The sequence below is a fragment of the Schaalia odontolytica genome, from assembly GCF_002847525.1.
Classification (GTDB): Bacteria; Actinomycetota; Actinomycetes; order Actinomycetales; family Actinomycetaceae; genus Pauljensenia; species Pauljensenia odontolytica_B.
Genome location: NZ_PKKM01000002.1, coordinates 96,577 through 112,556 on the forward strand (window position 1 = coordinate 96,577; position 15,980 = coordinate 112,556).

Consider the following 15,980-nt stretch of genomic DNA (forward strand, 5'->3'; position numbering starts at 1 on the left):
TCGGCGCTGCACGACAGGTGTCGGCGCTGCGCGACAGGTGATCAGCAGCGCGCGACGCGCGTCAGTAGTGCACGACCACCGTGTCGCCCATGTCGGTCCAGTCGTAGATGAACTTCGCCGCGTCGACGGGCATGTTCACGCAGCCGTGGGAGCCTCCGTAGCCGCTCCAGCCGAAGGAGGAGCGCCAGGGGGCGCCGTGCATCGCGTACCCACCGCTGAAGTAGGTGACCCACGGGACGCCTTCGGTCTCATACTTGGTGCCGTCGGCGTTCTCGCCGCGCATGGTCTGCACGTCGTACTTGAGGTACACGTGGAAGGTGCCGACGATGGTGGGCGTCTCGGGAGCGCCGGGAACCATGTAGAAGGGGCCGCCGGCGACCTTGCCGCCGATGTAGGCGGTGACGGAGTTGTCGGAGAGGTTAATGTCGACCCACTTCTCGCCTTCGGCTGCCTGGTAGACCAGGTTTTCGGTGCCTTCGGCGACCTGCTTGGTCTCGGAGCCGGGCTCGACGTCGTCGTAGTGGAACAGGCCCTCGTACGCCTTGCCGTCGGTCATGGCGGCGACGACGTCCTTGGTGATCTGCTCGGTGTTGTTGGTCTTGAGGCCCTTCTTGCCTTCGCGGGCGACGGTCAGGACGTTGCCCGCGGAGTCGACGTTGTCGACGCGGTTCTCGGGCTTGACGTCGGTCTTTGCGGCCAGCGCGTTGACCCAGTCGGCGACCTTGACGGAGTTGATGGACGGGTCCTCGAGGCTGCCGTCATCCTTGGTGAGGAATTCGACCCACTTGACCTTGTCGGAGCGCTCGGCGGCAAAGGTGTCGATGCCGTCGGAGATTTCGATGCTCGTCTCCAGGAGGGCGTTGGCCTTCTCGGCGACGGCCTGCGCGTTCTCGGTGGTGATGGAGGGTTGCATCTCACTCACGCTCACGTCCTGGGTGACGGAGGTGAGGGTGGCGCCCGCCTGCTTGACGGCGGAGGCGACGTCCTCTGTGGACACGCCGTTTCCGTTCTGCGCGGGGGTGAAGGTGAAGGATTCGCCGTCCTCGGCAACAACGACCGCAGCGTCCTTCATTTCCGAGGTGAGGGTCGAGTTCGCGGTCGCGGCGAGCTTCTTGATGGACTCTTCACTGACGGTGACGACGGGCTCGATATCGCGCTCGGAGAAGAGGGCGCTGACGAACGCGGGAAGGGATGTGGAGCCCTTCATGGCGGCGTCGGCGGTCTCATCGGCGTCGACCGTGATGCCCGCTTCGTTGAGCGAGGCCTCGGTGGTCTTGCCTTCGACGGTCAGGGTCACGCTCGTCGCGTCGGCGCGCTGGTTCACCGCGGAGACGACCTGGTCGCGGGTCATGCCCGCGACGGGTGTGCCAGCGACAGTGGTGCCGGGCAGGGCGCGTCCGGAGTAGTTGGCGGCGTAGACGACGCCGGCGCAGACGACGAGGAGGACGAGGGCGCTCACGACGCCAATCGCCCATCTGGTTTTCAAGGATAGTTTTTTGAGCATCGTTCCCTATCGTATAACCTCATGCATGCCCACGCGGAAATTCCGTTGAATTTTCAGCTGAGTTATCTGCCACAAGGAATTGGGCGCATTTCAGCCATTTCAACCGACAAACGTGATTTTTGCCGCGAGGCCCCCTGCTACCTGCGAGAACGCAAGAGCTTATCCTGGTTGTATATGCGTTCGCCGTCGACTTTGGGAGGCTCATCATGGCTGCGCCGCGACTTCTTGTTGTGCCGGGAGGCACCGCTATTGGCGCTGTCGCCCTGGCGAATGCGTCGATTCATAAGCTCGTGGAGCTCTACGAGGAGCGCCAGGCGGATCCGAATCATCCGGCGCCGCACACGGTCGTGATCCTGCGCGCCCCGGAGGATGTGCCCCCGGCGACGCTGCGCGGCTCTGCGGTGACCCCCGAGGAGGCTTTCCCTCAGGACCGCTACCCCGGCCTCGCCGAGGCAATCAACGCGGACCCGAATTTCTTCGACGGCATTGACCTGGTCGTCCCGACGTCGGGGTCGAGCGCGGGAAGCCCCCGCCTCGTCGGCCTGTCGATCGAGGCCCTCATGGCCTCGGCGAAGACCACCGAGCTCGCCCTGGAGGGCCCGGGCCGTTGGATTCTGGCGATGCCGGCGCACCACATCGCGGGCGCGATGATCCTGCTGCGCGCGGCGGTCGCGGAGACGAACCCGCAGATCGTTGACACCTCCGAGGGCTTCGACCCGCGCGCGCTCCTACCTGCGATTCAGGGCGCCACGCAGGATGAGATGCCCGGCTACCTGTCGCTCGTGCCCACCCAGCTCGCCCAGTGCCTCGACGCTGGCGAGGAGGTCGTGGGGCCGATGCGCTCGCTGGCGGCGATCCTCGTGGGCGGGGCGGCGACGAACCAGCAGCTGCTCGCCCGCGCCACCGAGGCGGGCCTGAAGGTGCGCCTCACCTACGGCATGACGGAGACGGCGGGCGGCTGCGTGTACGACGGCAAGCCCCTGCCGGGCACGTCGGTGCGCGCGGTGGATTGGGATGGGCGCACGCGCCTGGCGATCCACGGCCCGACGCTCATGACCCGCTACCTGGACGCGGAGAGCCCCTTCTTCGACGAGGGTGGCCATCGTTGGCTGCTCACCGGGGACCTGGGCATTATCCGGGCTTCGGGGACGGTGGAGGTGCGTGGTCGCGCGGACGACGTGATCGTCTCGGGTGGCTTGTCGATCGCGCCGGGTCCGGTGCGCCGCGCGGTGCGTTCCTTCGAGGGCGTGTCGGATGCGTGGATCATGGCGACCCCGGATGAGAAGTGGGGCCACGTGGTGACCGCGCTGGTGGTCCCCGAGCAGGTGCCGTCGGATTCGTTGGAGATGGCGGAGCTCGGCTCTGCGATCCGCGAGCATGCGGCGGCGCACATTGGGCGCGCGCAGGCTCCTCGCCGGATTGTGGCCGTCGAGTCCCTCCCCTACCTGGGCTTCGATAAGATCGACCGCGCCGCCGCCGCGCAGGCTGCGGCCGAGGCCTCGGGCACCGAGCGGGAGTGGGTGCGCTAATCCGTTTCCCGGACCCGCGCCCGCTCCAACTACACTGGTGGGCATGGCTTCCGTTTCTGACTGGATTGAAGGCGCTCGCCTGCGCACCCTCCCTGCCGCCGCCGCGCCCGTGATCGTGGGTTCTGCCGCCGCGCACTACCTGGGGGGCTTCAGCGCGGCGCGCGCGTCCCTGGCGCTTCTGGTCGCGCTGGCGCTGCAGGTGGGAGTCAATTACGCGAACGATTATTCGGATGGCATTCGCGGGACGGACGACAATCGCAAGGGGCCTGCTCGCCTGACGGGCGGCGGCCTCGCCAAGCCGAAGACGGTCTTCGCGGCAGCGCTGGGGTCGTTCGCGCTGGCCGGGGTCGCGGGCCTCGCGCTGGTCGCGATTTCTGGCACGTGGTGGCTGATCGCTGCGGGCGCCGCGGCGGTCGTGGCCGCGTGGTTCTACACGGGCGGCAAGCATCCGTACGCATACATGGGCATCGGACTGTCCGAGCTGATGGTGTTCGTGTTTTTCGGCCTGCTGGCGTGCGTGGGTACGACGTGGACGCAGGTGCAGTCGGCTCCGTGGTGGCTGTGGATGAGCGCATCGGCGCTGGGCCTGCTGTCGGTGGCGCTGCTGATGGCCAATAACATTCGTGACATTCCGACGGACCGCGAGTCCGGCAAGATGACGGCGGCCGTGCGCCTGGGTGATCGTCCATCGCGCTGGGTGTTTGCGGCGTGCGCGTGGCTTCCGGTCGCGATGATCATGGCCCTCGGCGCTGCGGTCGGTTTGCACCCGCTGGCGACGTGCGCGTTGGGCGTGGGAGCGGCCGCCTGGGCGGTTGGCGTGAGTCTGCCGGTCCTCACCGGAGCCTCGGGCCGCGAGCTCATTACGGTCCTGCGCAACACGGGTTTTTTTACGCTCTCCTGGAGTGTTCTCGCGGCCGTTGCCCTCGTGATTTCCTAGGTTTTCATGGACGAGGCCGGGGCTCCTTGCGCTCACATAGTCTCCTCGGGCAATGAAAAACGACCATCTGTCAGATAGGATGATCTACAGCACTACTCACCGTTCAAGCGGAGGCCACGATGAGCAATGATTCCTACACGCCGGGCGCGCACGCCCCGATGGGCACGGTCGCCCAGGGTTCGGTGATGAAGCCGTGAACTGGACAGACATCCAGCAATGGGAAGCAGCGCCGCTGCAGACGTACGCAGCGGAGTGTGATAGCAATCAACGCAAGCTGCAGTCCGTTGGCGAAGCCCTTGCATCACCATTGAATAGCCTCACCGGTTCGGGCCAAACGGTCAAGGCAGCCAAGGCCGCACTGCGCAAGCAGATTACGGCTATCGAGAAGGAAGTCAACTTCCTCATCAGCTCAGCCGAGATCGCCTCTGAGGGCGCTCAGGGCATCAACGAAGTTCGCGCGAACGCAGACGACGCAAAGCAGCTGGCACAGTCCTGGAATATGACTATTGACTCGAGTGGGAACGTGTCAATAGACGCAGCGCAGGTGAAGAGGCTCAAAAAGGCGGGGAAGAATATCCTCGATATCAAGTACATGGTCGACACCGCACAGAAGCGTGTCAACACTGCCCTCACGCAGGCACAGAAACTCGTCGATTCTCTCTCACAGAAGCTAGCCTCCCTTGAGGCAGGTACTTTCGATAACCACGTACACTACTCCACGACGATCAAGAGTCGCCCCACCTTACCTCCCGCCGGAGCCTCTGCACAGGAAAACGCGTCTTGGTGGAATTCCCTGTCCGACGATGACAAGCAGTGGATGATTAACCAGCACCCAGACATCATCGGCAACCTTGAGGGCGTCGACTACACGTCGCGCAACCAGGCGAACCGGATCATGCTGCCACGGCTCCAGAAGCAAGCAAAGGAAGAGCTGGACGCGTTCGTCGCGAAGATGAACCCCCACATGAGCGGCCCGGAATTTGAAGAATTCATGCGCCTATCAGCTCGTGTCAAGGCTCTTGATGAAATTGACAAGACCCTCAAGCGGGACTCCGACGGCGTTCCTCGCTTCCTGATGCAGCTTGACGCGAGCGGACCGAATATCCTCGCGGCCGTCTCGCAGAATAATCCGGATGACGCCGATCATATCGGTGTCATCGTTCCCGGCATGACGACGAGCGTCGCAGGCTCTATCCAGGAGTACGACGGTCACGCCAAAGTCATGCGCGAAGCGGCAGAAAAGGCAGCAGGCCCCGGACAAAAAGTCGCGATGGTCGAGTTCTTCGGATACGACGCGCCTCCCGGTGTCCTCGAAGCGTCAAATACCGACATGGCTCAGGCGGGTGCCAAGAAGCTCTCCGGCTTCCTGACCGGCATTGACGCGGCGCGCGAGCACGGGGCAGGCGACGCCCATATCACTGTCGCCGCCCACTCTTACGGCTCAACCACCGCGGGTATAGCTGCAACACTGGTCGGAGACGGCGTCATCGACGATCTCGTCCAATTCGGTTCGCCCGGCTCAGGCGTTCAGGACGTGGCCGAGTTCCACGTCCCCGAAGGACACACGTACGTCAGTGCAGCCCCATATCTGGAGGACGTTGTGCAGGGCTTGGGTCCAGATGACTCGTTCGGCAAGAACCCGACCAAAATGCCAGGCTATAAGCACCTCTCCGGAAAGACCGTTCCAACTTCTTTGATGCCTCTTTTTGATAAACACAGCTCCTACTTCAGAAAAGACACCCAGGCGAACCGTGACATTGCCAGTGTCATTGGAGGCAAACCAAACGTATGAGGAAGCTCTTCTCGGCCCTTCTCGCACTCGCATCAACCATCGCATGCGCCGCGTGCGCACCTTTTTTTGGAGGATCCATGAACCCGCTTAGCCCCCAGGTTAAATCCGTCGAGGCCTTCCAGCGTGACCTCGAGCCCGCCATCATCGCCGCGCGCAACGAGCTCGTCACCGCCGAGAACTTCATGGCATACAAGAACAGCTACTCGATCGACACTTATGACAAAGATGGCAAGACCATCTGCTCGTTCCATTCGCGCATGTTCTTCTTCACCGAGCTGGACACCGACCTCATCCGCGATACTTACAACAAGCGCTTGCTGCCCCTCGGATTCGAGCTCTCCGAAGATCGCTGGACCTCCGGCGGAGTTGAGATCGTTGACTACGTGTGGACTAACGAGGAATACCACGCCGCGGTCTCCGCGACGACACGACTGGGCGAGCAAACCTCCACCTACTACTACACACAGGACACTCCAACGGACGGGTCCACTGGCAACCCGCCGCAGATGATCGACCAGCCCGGACGCATCCCCGACTGGTTCGACCCCAACCTCCCACCCGCAGGACAGGGATGACACAAGGAACAGCAGCACGCCAGGGAGCGCGACCACTCGCGCTCCTCACCTGCGCCCTCCTGGCGCTGTGCACGGCTGCGTGCGCACCGTTTTTCCCCGTGACTGTAGGGCGGCAATCATGGGCAGATGAGGCGCTTCAAAAGGCCGGGCGAATGGAGTCAATCGAGGCCGTCGGCCGCGACATTGAACCCACCCTCATCCAGGTGCGCAACGAACTCATCAACGAGAGTAACTTCAGCCAACGCCAAAGCTGGGACTTTATCTCCAGCCAGCCGGTACGCGACACGCAACTCTATACACTCACGTCCCCTACGATTTTGTTTGTCGAGAACGATGCGCACAAAGTGCAGGCCGTCGTCAAATCCCATCTGGCACCCCTCGGATTCACAATACGGGCAACAGAAAAGAAAACAGTAGAGGACGGAAATGAAACACGGATTGTTGCGGAGAATCCAACCTATGGGGTCACCGTCAACGTATACGTCCGCGAATCCACGCGCGCGTCCTTCGGCTACGAGACACAACCACTGAAATCTGACGGCTCGACACAGGACCCCATGCAAGTCGCCGATATTCCCGACCGTAGACCCGACTGGATGGTCCTCACTCCCCCCAAATAAGACACCCCTGCGACCCACAAAGCCCCTCACCGTCCTCGCCTGAACCCTCCTACCGCTCACGGCGGCGCGGAGCGCGGCCTTGTGCGCCGCAGGTGAGCGAACGGGTCAGCGCCCGCGGCGGTACAGGTATTCGTGCACCCAGTCCCCGGCGATGCCGGTCGCAGCGGCGAGGACGCAGACGAGGGCGATGGCCCGGAAGGCGCCCGATGCGAGCATCGGCGTGAACACGCCGATGCCGATCGCTGCGCTGCCCTGCATGGCAAGGTCATTCATGGCGACGGCGCGCCCGTTCTGCCCCGGAGCAACGGTTGCGAAGACCGTGTCGTAGATGGGCGTAAACAGGGCGCCGAAGCCCGCGTAGATGAAGCACATGGCGGCCGTGATAACCCACGGCCCCATGCTCATGCACAGCGCGATGAGGACGGTACCCGCGAGGATGAGGCTGACGCACGCACGCACGGTCCGCCCGCGCCCGATGCGGGACATGATCGCACCCGAGGTCATGGCGGTGGCCAGGGCGACGCAGTAGGCGGGCAGCAGGCGCACGGACACCTGCGCGGGGGTGAGCCCGTAGTTGGCGGCACCAATGCCGTTCATGAGGGGCGCGACCGTGAAGTTCATGCAGTAGACGATCAGGATGAGGCTGATCGAGCGCGCCCACGGAACGTTCGTGAAGAAGGAACGCGTGATGAAGGGGGCGCGCGCACGCCCGATGTACCGCCAGAAGAGAACGCCGCCGAGGATGAGGCCGGCGATGAGCCACCAGCGCGGGTTCGCAGCGACCAGGGTGAGCAGCAGGGCCAGCGAGGAGAAGATCGCGAGGCCGACGACATCGACGCGCCCAGCGCGGGCGCGCGCGGGGACTCGGCGCCCCATGATGGGCAGGAATGCGAGGCCGACAAGGGGAATGAGGAGGAGGAGCGCCCAGTTGATCTCGGCGAGAATGCCTCCCGAGAGCATGCCGATCGCGGTACCGCCCTGGAAGGCCGCGCACATGAGGCCCACGTAGAGGCCTCGTTTCTTCGGGTCACGGATGGCGGTGGCCAGGATCATGTACGCGGAGGCGGCTGCCTGGTACCCCAGTGTCTGGAGGGCACGAGCGACGATGACACCAACCAGGGACGAGGAGAAGGCGAAGCCGAGCAGGGAACCGGCAACGATCAGCGCGATCCCTACGTCGACGATGCGACGCAGCGGAATGAAATCTCCGAGGGTTCCGTACAGGAAGCAGGCGACGCCGAGGACGATTCCCGGGATCGCGGTGATGAGGCCAGAGGCGTCCCCAGCCCCGATGTCCTGGGCGACGCGCAGGTAGACGAGGTTGAATCCCTGCAGGGAGACGGTGCCGAGCGCGTAGATGCCGAGGAGCGGGAGAAGGACCCGCGCGGGGCCGTCGGCCAGTTCACCGTCGGTCGCGATGGTGCGCACGTTGACCGCGGGGGCCGAGGCAGCCCCGCGGATCACCTGTGAGGGTACAGTGTTGACGCGGCAGGTGGGGCCTGCCGCGCGTGATGAGATGAAGAACCGAAGCGTGCGCACGGCGATTAGTTCACCACAAATCAAAGATTTAGCAGTATTGCAGGAAACTAGCATCCAAATAAAGCAACGCTTAACCAGCGACATCGCCTGCAGCCCACCGAACACCCCGTCAACAAGGTGTCGAAGCGCACATCATCAGCCGCGCGACGTGGCACAATGGAGCAACCACTCGCAAAGGAGCCCTCATGGAACGCGTCATCGTCGTCGGTTCTATCAACCAGGACGTCACGGTCACGGTCGACCGCTTCCCCCACCCCGGCGAAACACTCTCCGGCTCGTCCCTGAGCTACAGCCTGGGCGGCAAGGGCGCGAACCAGGCCGCCGCCGCCGCACACTCGGGCGTCGCCGTCGCATTCGTGGGCGCCGTCGGCTCCGACCCCTCGGGCCAGCGCCTGCGCTCCGACCTGGCCTCCCACGGGGTCGATGTGACGCACCTGCGCGAGGTCGAGGGCCCTTCCGGGACCGCCCTCATCACCGTCGCCGCCTCCGGGGAGAACACGATCATCCTGGACGCCGGTGCGAACGCCACCGTGACGGTCGAGCCGGCCAAGGCCTCGTTGTTCCCCTCCCCCGCCGACATCGTCGTCCTGCAGGCAGAGATCCCCGCCGAGGCGAACGCCACCGCCCTCGCGTGGGCCCACTCCTTCGGCGCGCGCGTCCTGCTCAACCTGGCTCCCGCACGCCCCACCGACGCCGCATTCATGGCCCGCGTCGACATCCTCGTCGTCAACGAAACGGAGGCAGGCTTGACGCTCTGCATGCCCGCCCCCGCCAGCCCCACGGAGGCGATCGGCGTCGCGCGGGCGCTGCGAGGCCTCGGCCCCAAGCACGTCATGGTCACCCTGGGGGCGGACGGCGCGGCGTGGGCGTCGGGCAGCGAGGCCGGGCACTGCCCCGCCCTCACCCTCGGCGAGGCCGTGGATACCACCGGGGCTGGGGACGCCTGCGTGGGCGCGCTGGCGGCCGCGATGGCCCTCGGCAAGCCCTTCGTCGAGGCCGTGGCCGACGGAATCCGGGCCGGATCGACGGCGGTCCTCGCGCCGGGGGCCGCGCCCTCGTACACGTCACTCCCCCGCGTCACACGCTCCCGACTCCCCCGTTTGCTCCCGGAGTGAACGCCCCAGCGTGAGCAGGCACACCCCCGTAGACTAGGGGCATGCTCAGGATCGCCCTTGTCGTCGCAATGCTCGCCGTCACCATCTACGCGGCCGCGGACTGGCACCGCACGCCCGAAGACGAGATGCCCGGCAAGATCGCCAAGCCCATCTGGCTCATGATCATCCTCTTCACCGCGACGATCGCCGCCATCGGCCCCATCGCCTGGCTCGTCCTGCGCTGGGTGTCCCGCGCGGAAAAGGCTCAGCAGAAGCAGGCCGAGGCCCCGAAGCGCCCCTCCGCGCCCGACGACGACCCGGAATTCCTGTTCCGCCTCGAGCGCGACATTCAGCGCAAGCGCCGCGAGGAAGAGCGCCTCGAGCAGGAACGCCACAAGCGCTCCGAGGATGAGGGGACCGACCCCACCGAGGCCTCGGGCGACAACGCCAGCTAAGCCTCGCCGTCGCCGCCCACAACGATCACGTCAGCGGCGCAGATCCGCCTGCGAGTCCCCCGGCGTCATATCCTTCGCAATCGCGACGAGATCCGCCGCGGGTTCCGCATACGACGTCCCCACGAGCGTCGCGCCCGAGAAAATGAACGACGTGATCGACGCGAGCGCGCAGTGACGTGACTTCGGCGCGTGGGCGAGCGGCTGACCGTTCACGAAGCGCGTCAGCGTCACGATCGGGTTCTGGTGGGACACGACGAGAGCCTCGTGCCCACGGGCCGCCCGCAGGGCCGAGGAGAGGGCAGCACTCATGCGCGACGCAATATCTCGGTAGGGCTCTCCCCACGAGGGACGCAGCGGGTTGCAGTAGTACTTGTAGTACTTCGGGTGCGCCAACATCGCGCGATTCGAGTTCACCGGCATACCCTCGAACACGTTGTCGGACTCGATCAGACGCGGGTCTGACTCAATCGTCAGCCCGTACGCCGCCGCCGTCGGTGCCGCCGTCAGCTGCGCGCGCAACAGCGGCGAAGAAATCACGCGCGTAATATCCGCACCCGAATCCACCAGATACTCCGCGGCCCGGGCAGCCATCGAATGGCCCAACTCAGTCAGCCCAAAACCGGGCAGGCGCCCGTACAAAACACCGTTCGGATTGTCCACTTCACCGTGGCGCATAACGTGAATAATGGTGCGTTCCATGACACCCAAGTATAGGGCCCCGGATACACGAGAGGCCCGACCAAATGGCCGGGCCTCCGCTCGCTCACTTCTTGTTGCGACGCTGGTGACGCGTCTTGCGCAGGAGCTTGCGGTGCTTCTTCTTCGCCATGCGCTTGCGGCGCTTCTTGATGACGGAGCCCATGGGGTTCCTCCCTCGTAGTGTGTGCGGCAGAGGTACTACCGCTGATGGATGATGGGTGCCCGAGCCGGGCACATCGTGCCTATACTACCCGCCAATGACGCGAGCCTGGTCACCAGAGTGATCCGCCATACCAGCCTGGATCATCTGGGCGACCGCGGCCTCCGGGACTCGGAAGCTCTTTCCGACGCGAATCGCGGGCATTTCGCCACTGTGAATCAAGCGGTACACAGTCATCTTAGAGACGCGCATGATGTCCGCCACTTCCGTGACAGTCATAAAGCGCGGCGCCGACTGCTGTTCCATTAATGACTCCCAGATATGCTCGCGAGGCGCGCTAAACCCGATTCGTTCACCGCTTACGTAGCCTCACGAAATATACTACTGCCCAACCACATGGAAACTGCAACTTTGTCCACTTTTGTTGCAGAGTCGTTAAGGAGCATCGATGGCACCGGCACGCAAGGGTCGTCAGCAGCGGGGGAAGACACCTCGCTTACGTCCCGAACCCGGCGCAACACGCTCCCTGGTGCGCGGACGAGCCACGGCCTCGTCCCCCGCGATCTCAGAGGAAACCCTCAGCCCCCAACCCTCCCCCGTCGTCCGCCGCGTTCCCGGAGGCCCCCAGAACCCACACGGCGAGGTGCCCACCACAGCCGTACAGCGCGTACGCGCCTGGCTGTCCAAGCAGGCACGCTACTCACCCGCACGCCTCGCACTCGGCACCTTCGCGCTCATCATCGGCGTCATCACGGCACTCCTGATGTTGCCAATCTCCTCTTCGTCGGACACGCCCGCCCCCTTCGTCGACGTTCTGTTCACCGCCGTGTCCGCCGTGTGCGTCACCGGCCTGACCACCGTGGACACCGCGACCTACTGGTCCCCCTTTGGCCAAGCCGTCATCGCAGTCGGCATCGTCGTCGGCGGCCTGGGCGTCATGACGCTGGCATCGATCCTCGGCTTCGCCGTCTCCCGCCACCTCGGCCTCACCCAGCGCATGCTTGCCACGCAGGAAACCGGAACGGGCGCCATGGGCCAGATCTCCACGCTCCTCAAAGCAGTCATCGCCACGTCGCTGACCATGCAGGCCTTCCTGGCCGCCATGTTCCTGCCCCGATTCCTCGCCATGGGCTTCGACCCCGCGCACGCCCTGTGGGACGCCGTGTTCATGGCGATCTCCGTCTTCAACAATGCCGGTTTCGTCATTCTTCCGGACGGGCTCGCACCCCACGTCACCGACTGGTGGATGCTGGTCCCCATTATCTTGGGCACGACCGTGGGCGCCATCGGCTTCCCCGTCATCATGGATGTCGCGAAGAACCTGCGCACTCCGCGCCGCTGGCGTCTCCACACAAAGCTGACGCTGTCCACCTACCTGATCTTGGCTTTCGTCGGGGCGCTCGCGCTGGCCCTCACCGAATGGCACAACCCGACGACGCTCGGCGCGATCGATACGCCGTCGAAGATCCTCAACGCCATGCTCGCCGGCGTCAACTCCCGTTCGTCCGGTCTATCCGCCCTCGACGTGGGCGCCATGCGTTCGCAGACCCACTTCGTTCAGGACATCCTCATGATGATCGGCGGCGGCTCCGCGTCGACCGCGGGCGGCGTCAAGGTCACAACCTTTGCTGTCCTCGTCCTGGCCGTCATCGCGGAGGCGCGAGGCGACCGCGACATCGAGACCTTCGGCCGCCGCATCCCCACCTCCGCAATCCGGCTGTCGGTTGCCGTGTCCTTGCTGGGCCTGGCACTTGTCGCCGACTCCGTTGTCCTGCTCCTGTCGATGACGGACTACACGCTCGACATCATCCTGTTTGAGACCGTGTCCGCGTTTGCGACCGTCGGCCTGTCCACGGGCATCACCCCCATTCTGCCCACCGGCGCCAAATACGTGCTCATTTTCCTTATGTTCGCGGGACGCACCGGCTCCATGACCGTGGCCGCAGCACTGGCCCTGCGCCAGCGCTCCCGCGTCATCCGCATGCCCGAAGAACAGCCCATCATCGGCTAATTGCTGGCGCCTGGCACCGTCGCGGCTGCGGGCTTTGTTGTGGCGCGGTGCCGTGGCCAGCACACACCTTTCCCGCCCAACCGGTACAAAACTCGGCCAGCAAGGCACCCAACAACGGCCCACCAGTTTCAACCACGGCACAAACTAACCAGTACCCGGCACTGAAGGCACCATTACTGCGCCCACTCCTCCAAATTGAAGGTCTATCGCGCTAACGAGGGCAACACCGTGTGCGCCATCGTCGCATTATCCACAGCTTCCTATGTCTGACAAGGACACAACTTCACCGGCTCAGCTGTCTTCTTCCTTCGCGCTAACGCTAGGCAGCGACACAGGCGCCGACCACCCGCATAGTGCATGACTCTGGTCGAGGGGCAACCCCTCATTGAAAGAAAAATCGCCCACACTCACCCCAACTCACACCTATGTGAAAGAAAAACCACCCACGCTCACCCCAACTCACACCTATGTGAAAGAAAAACCGCCCACATTCGCCCCAACTCACACCTATGTGAAAGAAAAACCGCCCATGCAGCGAGAAAACGGAGCAAAATGAGTCATTTTCAGCTCATGTGGGCGAAAAATATTTCATTTTCCTGTCGGCACCTCGATATCCTGCGGAGCAGGGGCGATCAAAATTTCATTCCCCGTCTCGACACCGTTTCACGACACACATCCTTTCGGAACAACCCGCTTGGCAAGACCAGGAAACCCAATGACGCACGGAACATAAGCGAGTTTTCCACAGACACCAAAACCAACTCAGTTATCCACAGGCATGATTCGCAGGCTTGCGCCGTGAAGGATGCACCATCGACAGTGGAACCAGCGAAGCAACGACGGTTTCCAGCTGGAGGTCCTGACATGACACCTGATCGCATTGCGTCTGTACGATCTGCCCTTCTCATGGTTGATGAGAACAACACCGCTGTCTGCCTCCACAGAAGGCATAAGACCGGTGACATTCTGCGCATTACGGCAGGCGTTTATATCGAAGCAGAGGCGTTTGCAGACCTGAACCCGCGCGACTGCCAAGCACTCGTATCCGCTGCACGCCTGTGTGCGCTGAGTGTGCGCCACCCGTCCTACACATTGAGCGGACCAGCCATTGCATCTCTGCTCGGTCTACCGGGCACGGGCAGCCTCGAGAAGCTCGTCATCTACGTCCCTTCCCGAAGTTGTTCGCGTCTCGTTCATTTCCCTGAAATTGTCATTGATGACAACATCCACATCCCTTCCGTGAGTGTTCGCACGTGCCGTCCAAGCCATCCCGTTCCCTCCATCGAATACTTGGGCTTCCGCATCGCGACACCGGCACGCGTTCTCGTTGATTGCGCACGCCTATTGAGCGACAAGCGTGGATTCCCCATCGCCTGCGCAGGTTTAGCCAGGGCATGCCAGTTTGATCGTTTCCACCAGGAAGCATCGCGAAACCGCGAGGATGAGGCACGGAGGAAGTTTCACCAGGCCTTGGATGACACTCCCCGTAACGCCAGAGGACGCAGGCACGCCCGATGGATCATCGACCACGCTGACGCTGGATGCGAGTCTCCCGGCGAGGCCCTGGTCCTCCTCGCTTTGCTGCGCGCGGGCATCAATGGGTTAGCGACACAGGCAGAAGTCCGCATTGACGGCCGCACGTACTTCATCGATATCGCACTGCCCGACCTGAAGATCGCCATCGAGTTCGATGGGCGCATCAAGTACGGGGAGACCGTCGATCAAGTCCACGACAGCATTGAGGCCGAGCAGCGTCGCCAAAGGGATCTCGAACGCGCGGGCTGGAAAGTGATTCGGGTTCGTTGGTCGGACCTGAAACTCGTCGACGAGATCGTCGCCCAGGTTCTGGTCGCCATCCGCGCGAAGGTAGGACGTTAACAACCGAGCCGCGATGTTTCACGCGTGTTTCACGCGCACCGACCAGATACCGACACCGGTACCGCGACGAACCTTGCAGAGACAGCCTCCTCGAAAACGCCTTCCACCATCTTCTCGCGCGTCAGGCAATGCATCCGTGCCACACCCTTGCGCTCCACGAGCTGCACGGAGGCGCCGTCACGCTAGCCAGCACTTCCAGGCACGGACACCGCAAACACCACTGCGTTCACGGCCGCAGCGTTCGCGTTGGGGGCGTGCGCAGGGAAGAATGGGGGGCATGGCAGATGAACGCGAGTCAAAGGACCTCCAGTCGGGAACACTCGTCATCGGGCTGGGCCGTTTCGGCTCCGCAGTCGCGGTGACGCAAGACCAGCTGGGGTACGAGATTTTAGCCGTCGAAAAGAACCCTGCACGCGTGCAGGCGTTCGCCGGTCGTTTCCCCCTCGTCGAGGCCGACGCGACCTCCAAGGATGCCCTCGAACAGCTGGGCGCGCGCGAGTTCCGCAGCGCCGTCGTCGGCGTGGGTTCCTCGCTGGAGGCGGCGGTGCTCATCACCGCAAACCTCGTCGACATGGGCATTTCCTCGATCTGGGTGAAGGCGACGTCCTCCCAGCACGGCCGCATTCTGCGCCGCGTGGGCGCCCACCACGTCGTCTACCCCGACCTGGACGCCGGCAAGCGCACGGCGCACCTGGTGGGTGGCCGCATGGTCGACTACATCGAGATGGAGAAGGACGGCTTCTCCATCATGAAGCTGCGCCCCCCGCAGGAGGTGCGCGGCTTCTCCCTCGAAGAGCTCGACCTGCGCGGCCGTTACGGCGTGAACGTGCTGGCGATCCGCCGTCCCAAGCAGCGCTTTGAGTACGCGGACTCGTCGACGCGCATTAACGCCGACGACGAGATTATCGTATCGGGCGACTCGCACCTGCTGGAGTACTTCGCGAACCGTCCGTAGTACTTCGTCGAGGCCCGGAGTGCGACGCCGGATGCGTGTTGCAGCGCCCTAGGCCAATGCTTCAGGATTTCGACGAGGCCGGGGCGGGTATGCGCGCACGCTGGACCACGGCCGATGGAGGCCAGCATCGACAAGGAAGCCCGCAGCAGACGAAGCGTCAACCCGACGCAGATGCATGACCATAAGGGGGTGCCCCGCACAGTATCTGTGCGGGGCACCCCCTTATCAGTCG

At 63.9% G+C, this 15,980-nt stretch carries 15 protein-coding genes; 10 read left to right on the forward strand and 5 right to left on the reverse strand.

Annotated elements, in window-relative coordinates; all coding sequences use genetic code 11:
- Positions 1-61: 61 nt before the first annotated feature.
- Entirely contained in the window at positions 62-1,504 is a 1,443-nt protein-coding gene (locus CYJ22_RS01610; RefSeq protein WP_101600578.1) for a L,D-transpeptidase family protein, read from the reverse strand.
- A 206-nt stretch (positions 1,505-1,710) separates the two neighbouring features.
- On the opposite strand from CYJ22_RS01610, the gene CYJ22_RS01615 reads away from it, so the two are divergent.
- From CYJ22_RS01615 to CYJ22_RS01635, 5 genes are all read left to right on the forward strand, one after another.
- Positions 1,711-3,033, forward strand: coding sequence for an AMP-binding protein (locus CYJ22_RS01615; protein WP_007589027.1), 1,323 nt, complete (start codon positions 1,711-1,713; stop codon positions 3,031-3,033).
- Positions 3,034-3,076: 43 nt separating this feature from the next.
- Positions 3,077-3,970, forward strand: coding sequence for a 1,4-dihydroxy-2-naphthoate polyprenyltransferase (locus CYJ22_RS01620; protein WP_101600581.1), 894 nt, complete (start codon positions 3,077-3,079; stop codon positions 3,968-3,970).
- A gap of 193 nt (positions 3,971-4,163) precedes the next feature.
- A complete protein-coding gene (locus tag CYJ22_RS01625) occupies positions 4,164-5,762 on the forward strand; it encodes an alpha/beta hydrolase (protein WP_101600584.1) in 1,599 nt (532 codons plus the stop codon).
- Positions 5,763-5,839: 77 nt separating this feature from the next.
- Positions 5,840-6,337: a DUF4853 domain-containing protein gene (locus CYJ22_RS01630; protein WP_007589020.1), complete on the forward strand. Its 498-nt coding sequence runs from the start codon at positions 5,840-5,842 to the stop codon at positions 6,335-6,337.
- A gap of 152 nt (positions 6,338-6,489) precedes the next feature.
- Positions 6,490-6,957 (forward strand): DUF4853 domain-containing protein, encoded by a 468-nt coding sequence (locus tag CYJ22_RS01635; protein WP_007589031.1) that lies wholly within the window; start codon positions 6,490-6,492, stop codon positions 6,955-6,957.
- 105 nt (positions 6,958-7,062) lie between these two features.
- Here CYJ22_RS01635 and CYJ22_RS01640 read toward each other — a convergent pair whose 3' ends face one another.
- The gene (locus tag CYJ22_RS01640) at positions 7,063-8,496 is read right to left on the reverse strand and encodes an MFS transporter (RefSeq protein ID WP_101600589.1); all 1,434 of its coding nucleotides are present in this window, start codon (positions 8,494-8,496) and stop codon (positions 7,063-7,065) included.
- 185 nt (positions 8,497-8,681) lie between these two features.
- Between CYJ22_RS01640 and CYJ22_RS01645 the strand changes: the two genes are divergently transcribed.
- Positions 8,682-9,611, forward strand: a complete 930-nt coding sequence (locus tag CYJ22_RS01645; protein WP_101600591.1) for a ribokinase — start codon at positions 8,682-8,684, stop codon at positions 9,609-9,611.
- A gap of 41 nt (positions 9,612-9,652) precedes the next feature.
- The gene (locus CYJ22_RS01650; protein WP_101600593.1) at positions 9,653-10,045 is read left to right on the forward strand and encodes a phospholipase; all 393 of its coding nucleotides are present in this window, start codon (positions 9,653-9,655) and stop codon (positions 10,043-10,045) included.
- Positions 10,046-10,075: 30 nt separating this feature from the next.
- Here the strand turns inward: CYJ22_RS01650 and CYJ22_RS01655 are convergent, their stop codons facing one another.
- The 3 genes from CYJ22_RS01655 to CYJ22_RS01665 form a co-directional block, all read right to left on the reverse strand.
- Positions 10,076-10,744 (reverse strand): histidine phosphatase family protein, encoded by a 669-nt coding sequence (locus CYJ22_RS01655; RefSeq protein WP_101600596.1) that lies wholly within the window; start codon positions 10,742-10,744, stop codon positions 10,076-10,078.
- Between the two features lie 64 nt (positions 10,745-10,808).
- Positions 10,809-10,907, reverse strand: a complete 99-nt coding sequence (locus CYJ22_RS01660) for a 30S ribosomal protein bS22 (protein WP_003792170.1) — start codon at positions 10,905-10,907, stop codon at positions 10,809-10,811.
- An 84-nt stretch (positions 10,908-10,991) separates the two neighbouring features.
- Complete coding sequence (locus CYJ22_RS01665; protein ID WP_003792089.1) at positions 10,992-11,210, reverse strand: helix-turn-helix domain-containing protein; 219 nt, start codon at positions 11,208-11,210, stop codon at positions 10,992-10,994.
- A 142-nt stretch (positions 11,211-11,352) separates the two neighbouring features.
- Between CYJ22_RS01665 and CYJ22_RS01670 the strand changes: the two genes are divergently transcribed.
- The 3 genes from CYJ22_RS01670 (at position 11,353) to CYJ22_RS01680 (ending at position 15,748) form a co-directional block, all read left to right on the forward strand.
- Positions 11,353-12,915, forward strand: a complete 1,563-nt coding sequence (locus CYJ22_RS01670; RefSeq protein WP_101600598.1) for a TrkH family potassium uptake protein — start codon at positions 11,353-11,355, stop codon at positions 12,913-12,915.
- 906 nt (positions 12,916-13,821) lie between these two features.
- Positions 13,822-14,793: an endonuclease domain-containing protein gene (locus CYJ22_RS01675; RefSeq protein ID WP_243390425.1), complete on the forward strand. Its 972-nt coding sequence runs from the start codon at positions 13,822-13,824 to the stop codon at positions 14,791-14,793.
- Between the two features lie 277 nt (positions 14,794-15,070).
- Positions 15,071-15,748, forward strand: coding sequence for a potassium channel family protein (locus tag CYJ22_RS01680; RefSeq protein ID WP_101600602.1), 678 nt, complete (start codon positions 15,071-15,073; stop codon positions 15,746-15,748).
- Positions 15,749-15,980 lie beyond the last annotated feature (232 nt).

Bases quoted from the DNA above. Each gene is read 5' to 3' on its own strand.
- CYJ22_RS01610 (WP_101600578.1), bottom strand. From the start codon at position 1,504: ATGCTCAAAAAACTATCCTTGAAAACCAGATGGGCGATTGGCGTCGTG.
- CYJ22_RS01635 (WP_007589031.1), top strand. From the start codon at position 6,490: ATGGAGTCAATCGAGGCCGTCGGCCGCGACATTGAACCCACCCTCATC.
- CYJ22_RS01620 (WP_101600581.1), top strand. From the start codon at position 3,077: ATGGCTTCCGTTTCTGACTGGATTGAAGGCGCTCGCCTGCGCACCCTC.
- CYJ22_RS01630 (WP_007589020.1), top strand. From the start codon at position 5,840: ATGAACCCGCTTAGCCCCCAGGTTAAATCCGTCGAGGCCTTCCAGCGT.
- CYJ22_RS01650 (WP_101600593.1), top strand. From the start codon at position 9,653: ATGCTCAGGATCGCCCTTGTCGTCGCAATGCTCGCCGTCACCATCTAC.
- CYJ22_RS01645 (WP_101600591.1), top strand. From the start codon at position 8,682: ATGGAACGCGTCATCGTCGTCGGTTCTATCAACCAGGACGTCACGGTC.
- CYJ22_RS01680 (WP_101600602.1), top strand. From the start codon at position 15,071: ATGGCAGATGAACGCGAGTCAAAGGACCTCCAGTCGGGAACACTCGTC.
- CYJ22_RS01655 (WP_101600596.1), bottom strand. From the start codon at position 10,744: ATGGAACGCACCATTATTCACGTTATGCGCCACGGTGAAGTGGACAAT.
- CYJ22_RS01670 (WP_101600598.1), top strand. From the start codon at position 11,353: ATGGCACCGGCACGCAAGGGTCGTCAGCAGCGGGGGAAGACACCTCGC.
- CYJ22_RS01615 (WP_007589027.1), top strand. From the start codon at position 1,711: ATGGCTGCGCCGCGACTTCTTGTTGTGCCGGGAGGCACCGCTATTGGC.
- CYJ22_RS01665 (WP_003792089.1), bottom strand. From the start codon at position 11,210: ATGGAACAGCAGTCGGCGCCGCGCTTTATGACTGTCACGGAAGTGGCG.
- CYJ22_RS01675 (WP_243390425.1), top strand. From the start codon at position 13,822: ATGGTTGATGAGAACAACACCGCTGTCTGCCTCCACAGAAGGCATAAG.
- CYJ22_RS01660 (WP_003792170.1), bottom strand. From the start codon at position 10,907: ATGGGCTCCGTCATCAAGAAGCGCCGCAAGCGCATGGCGAAGAAGAAG.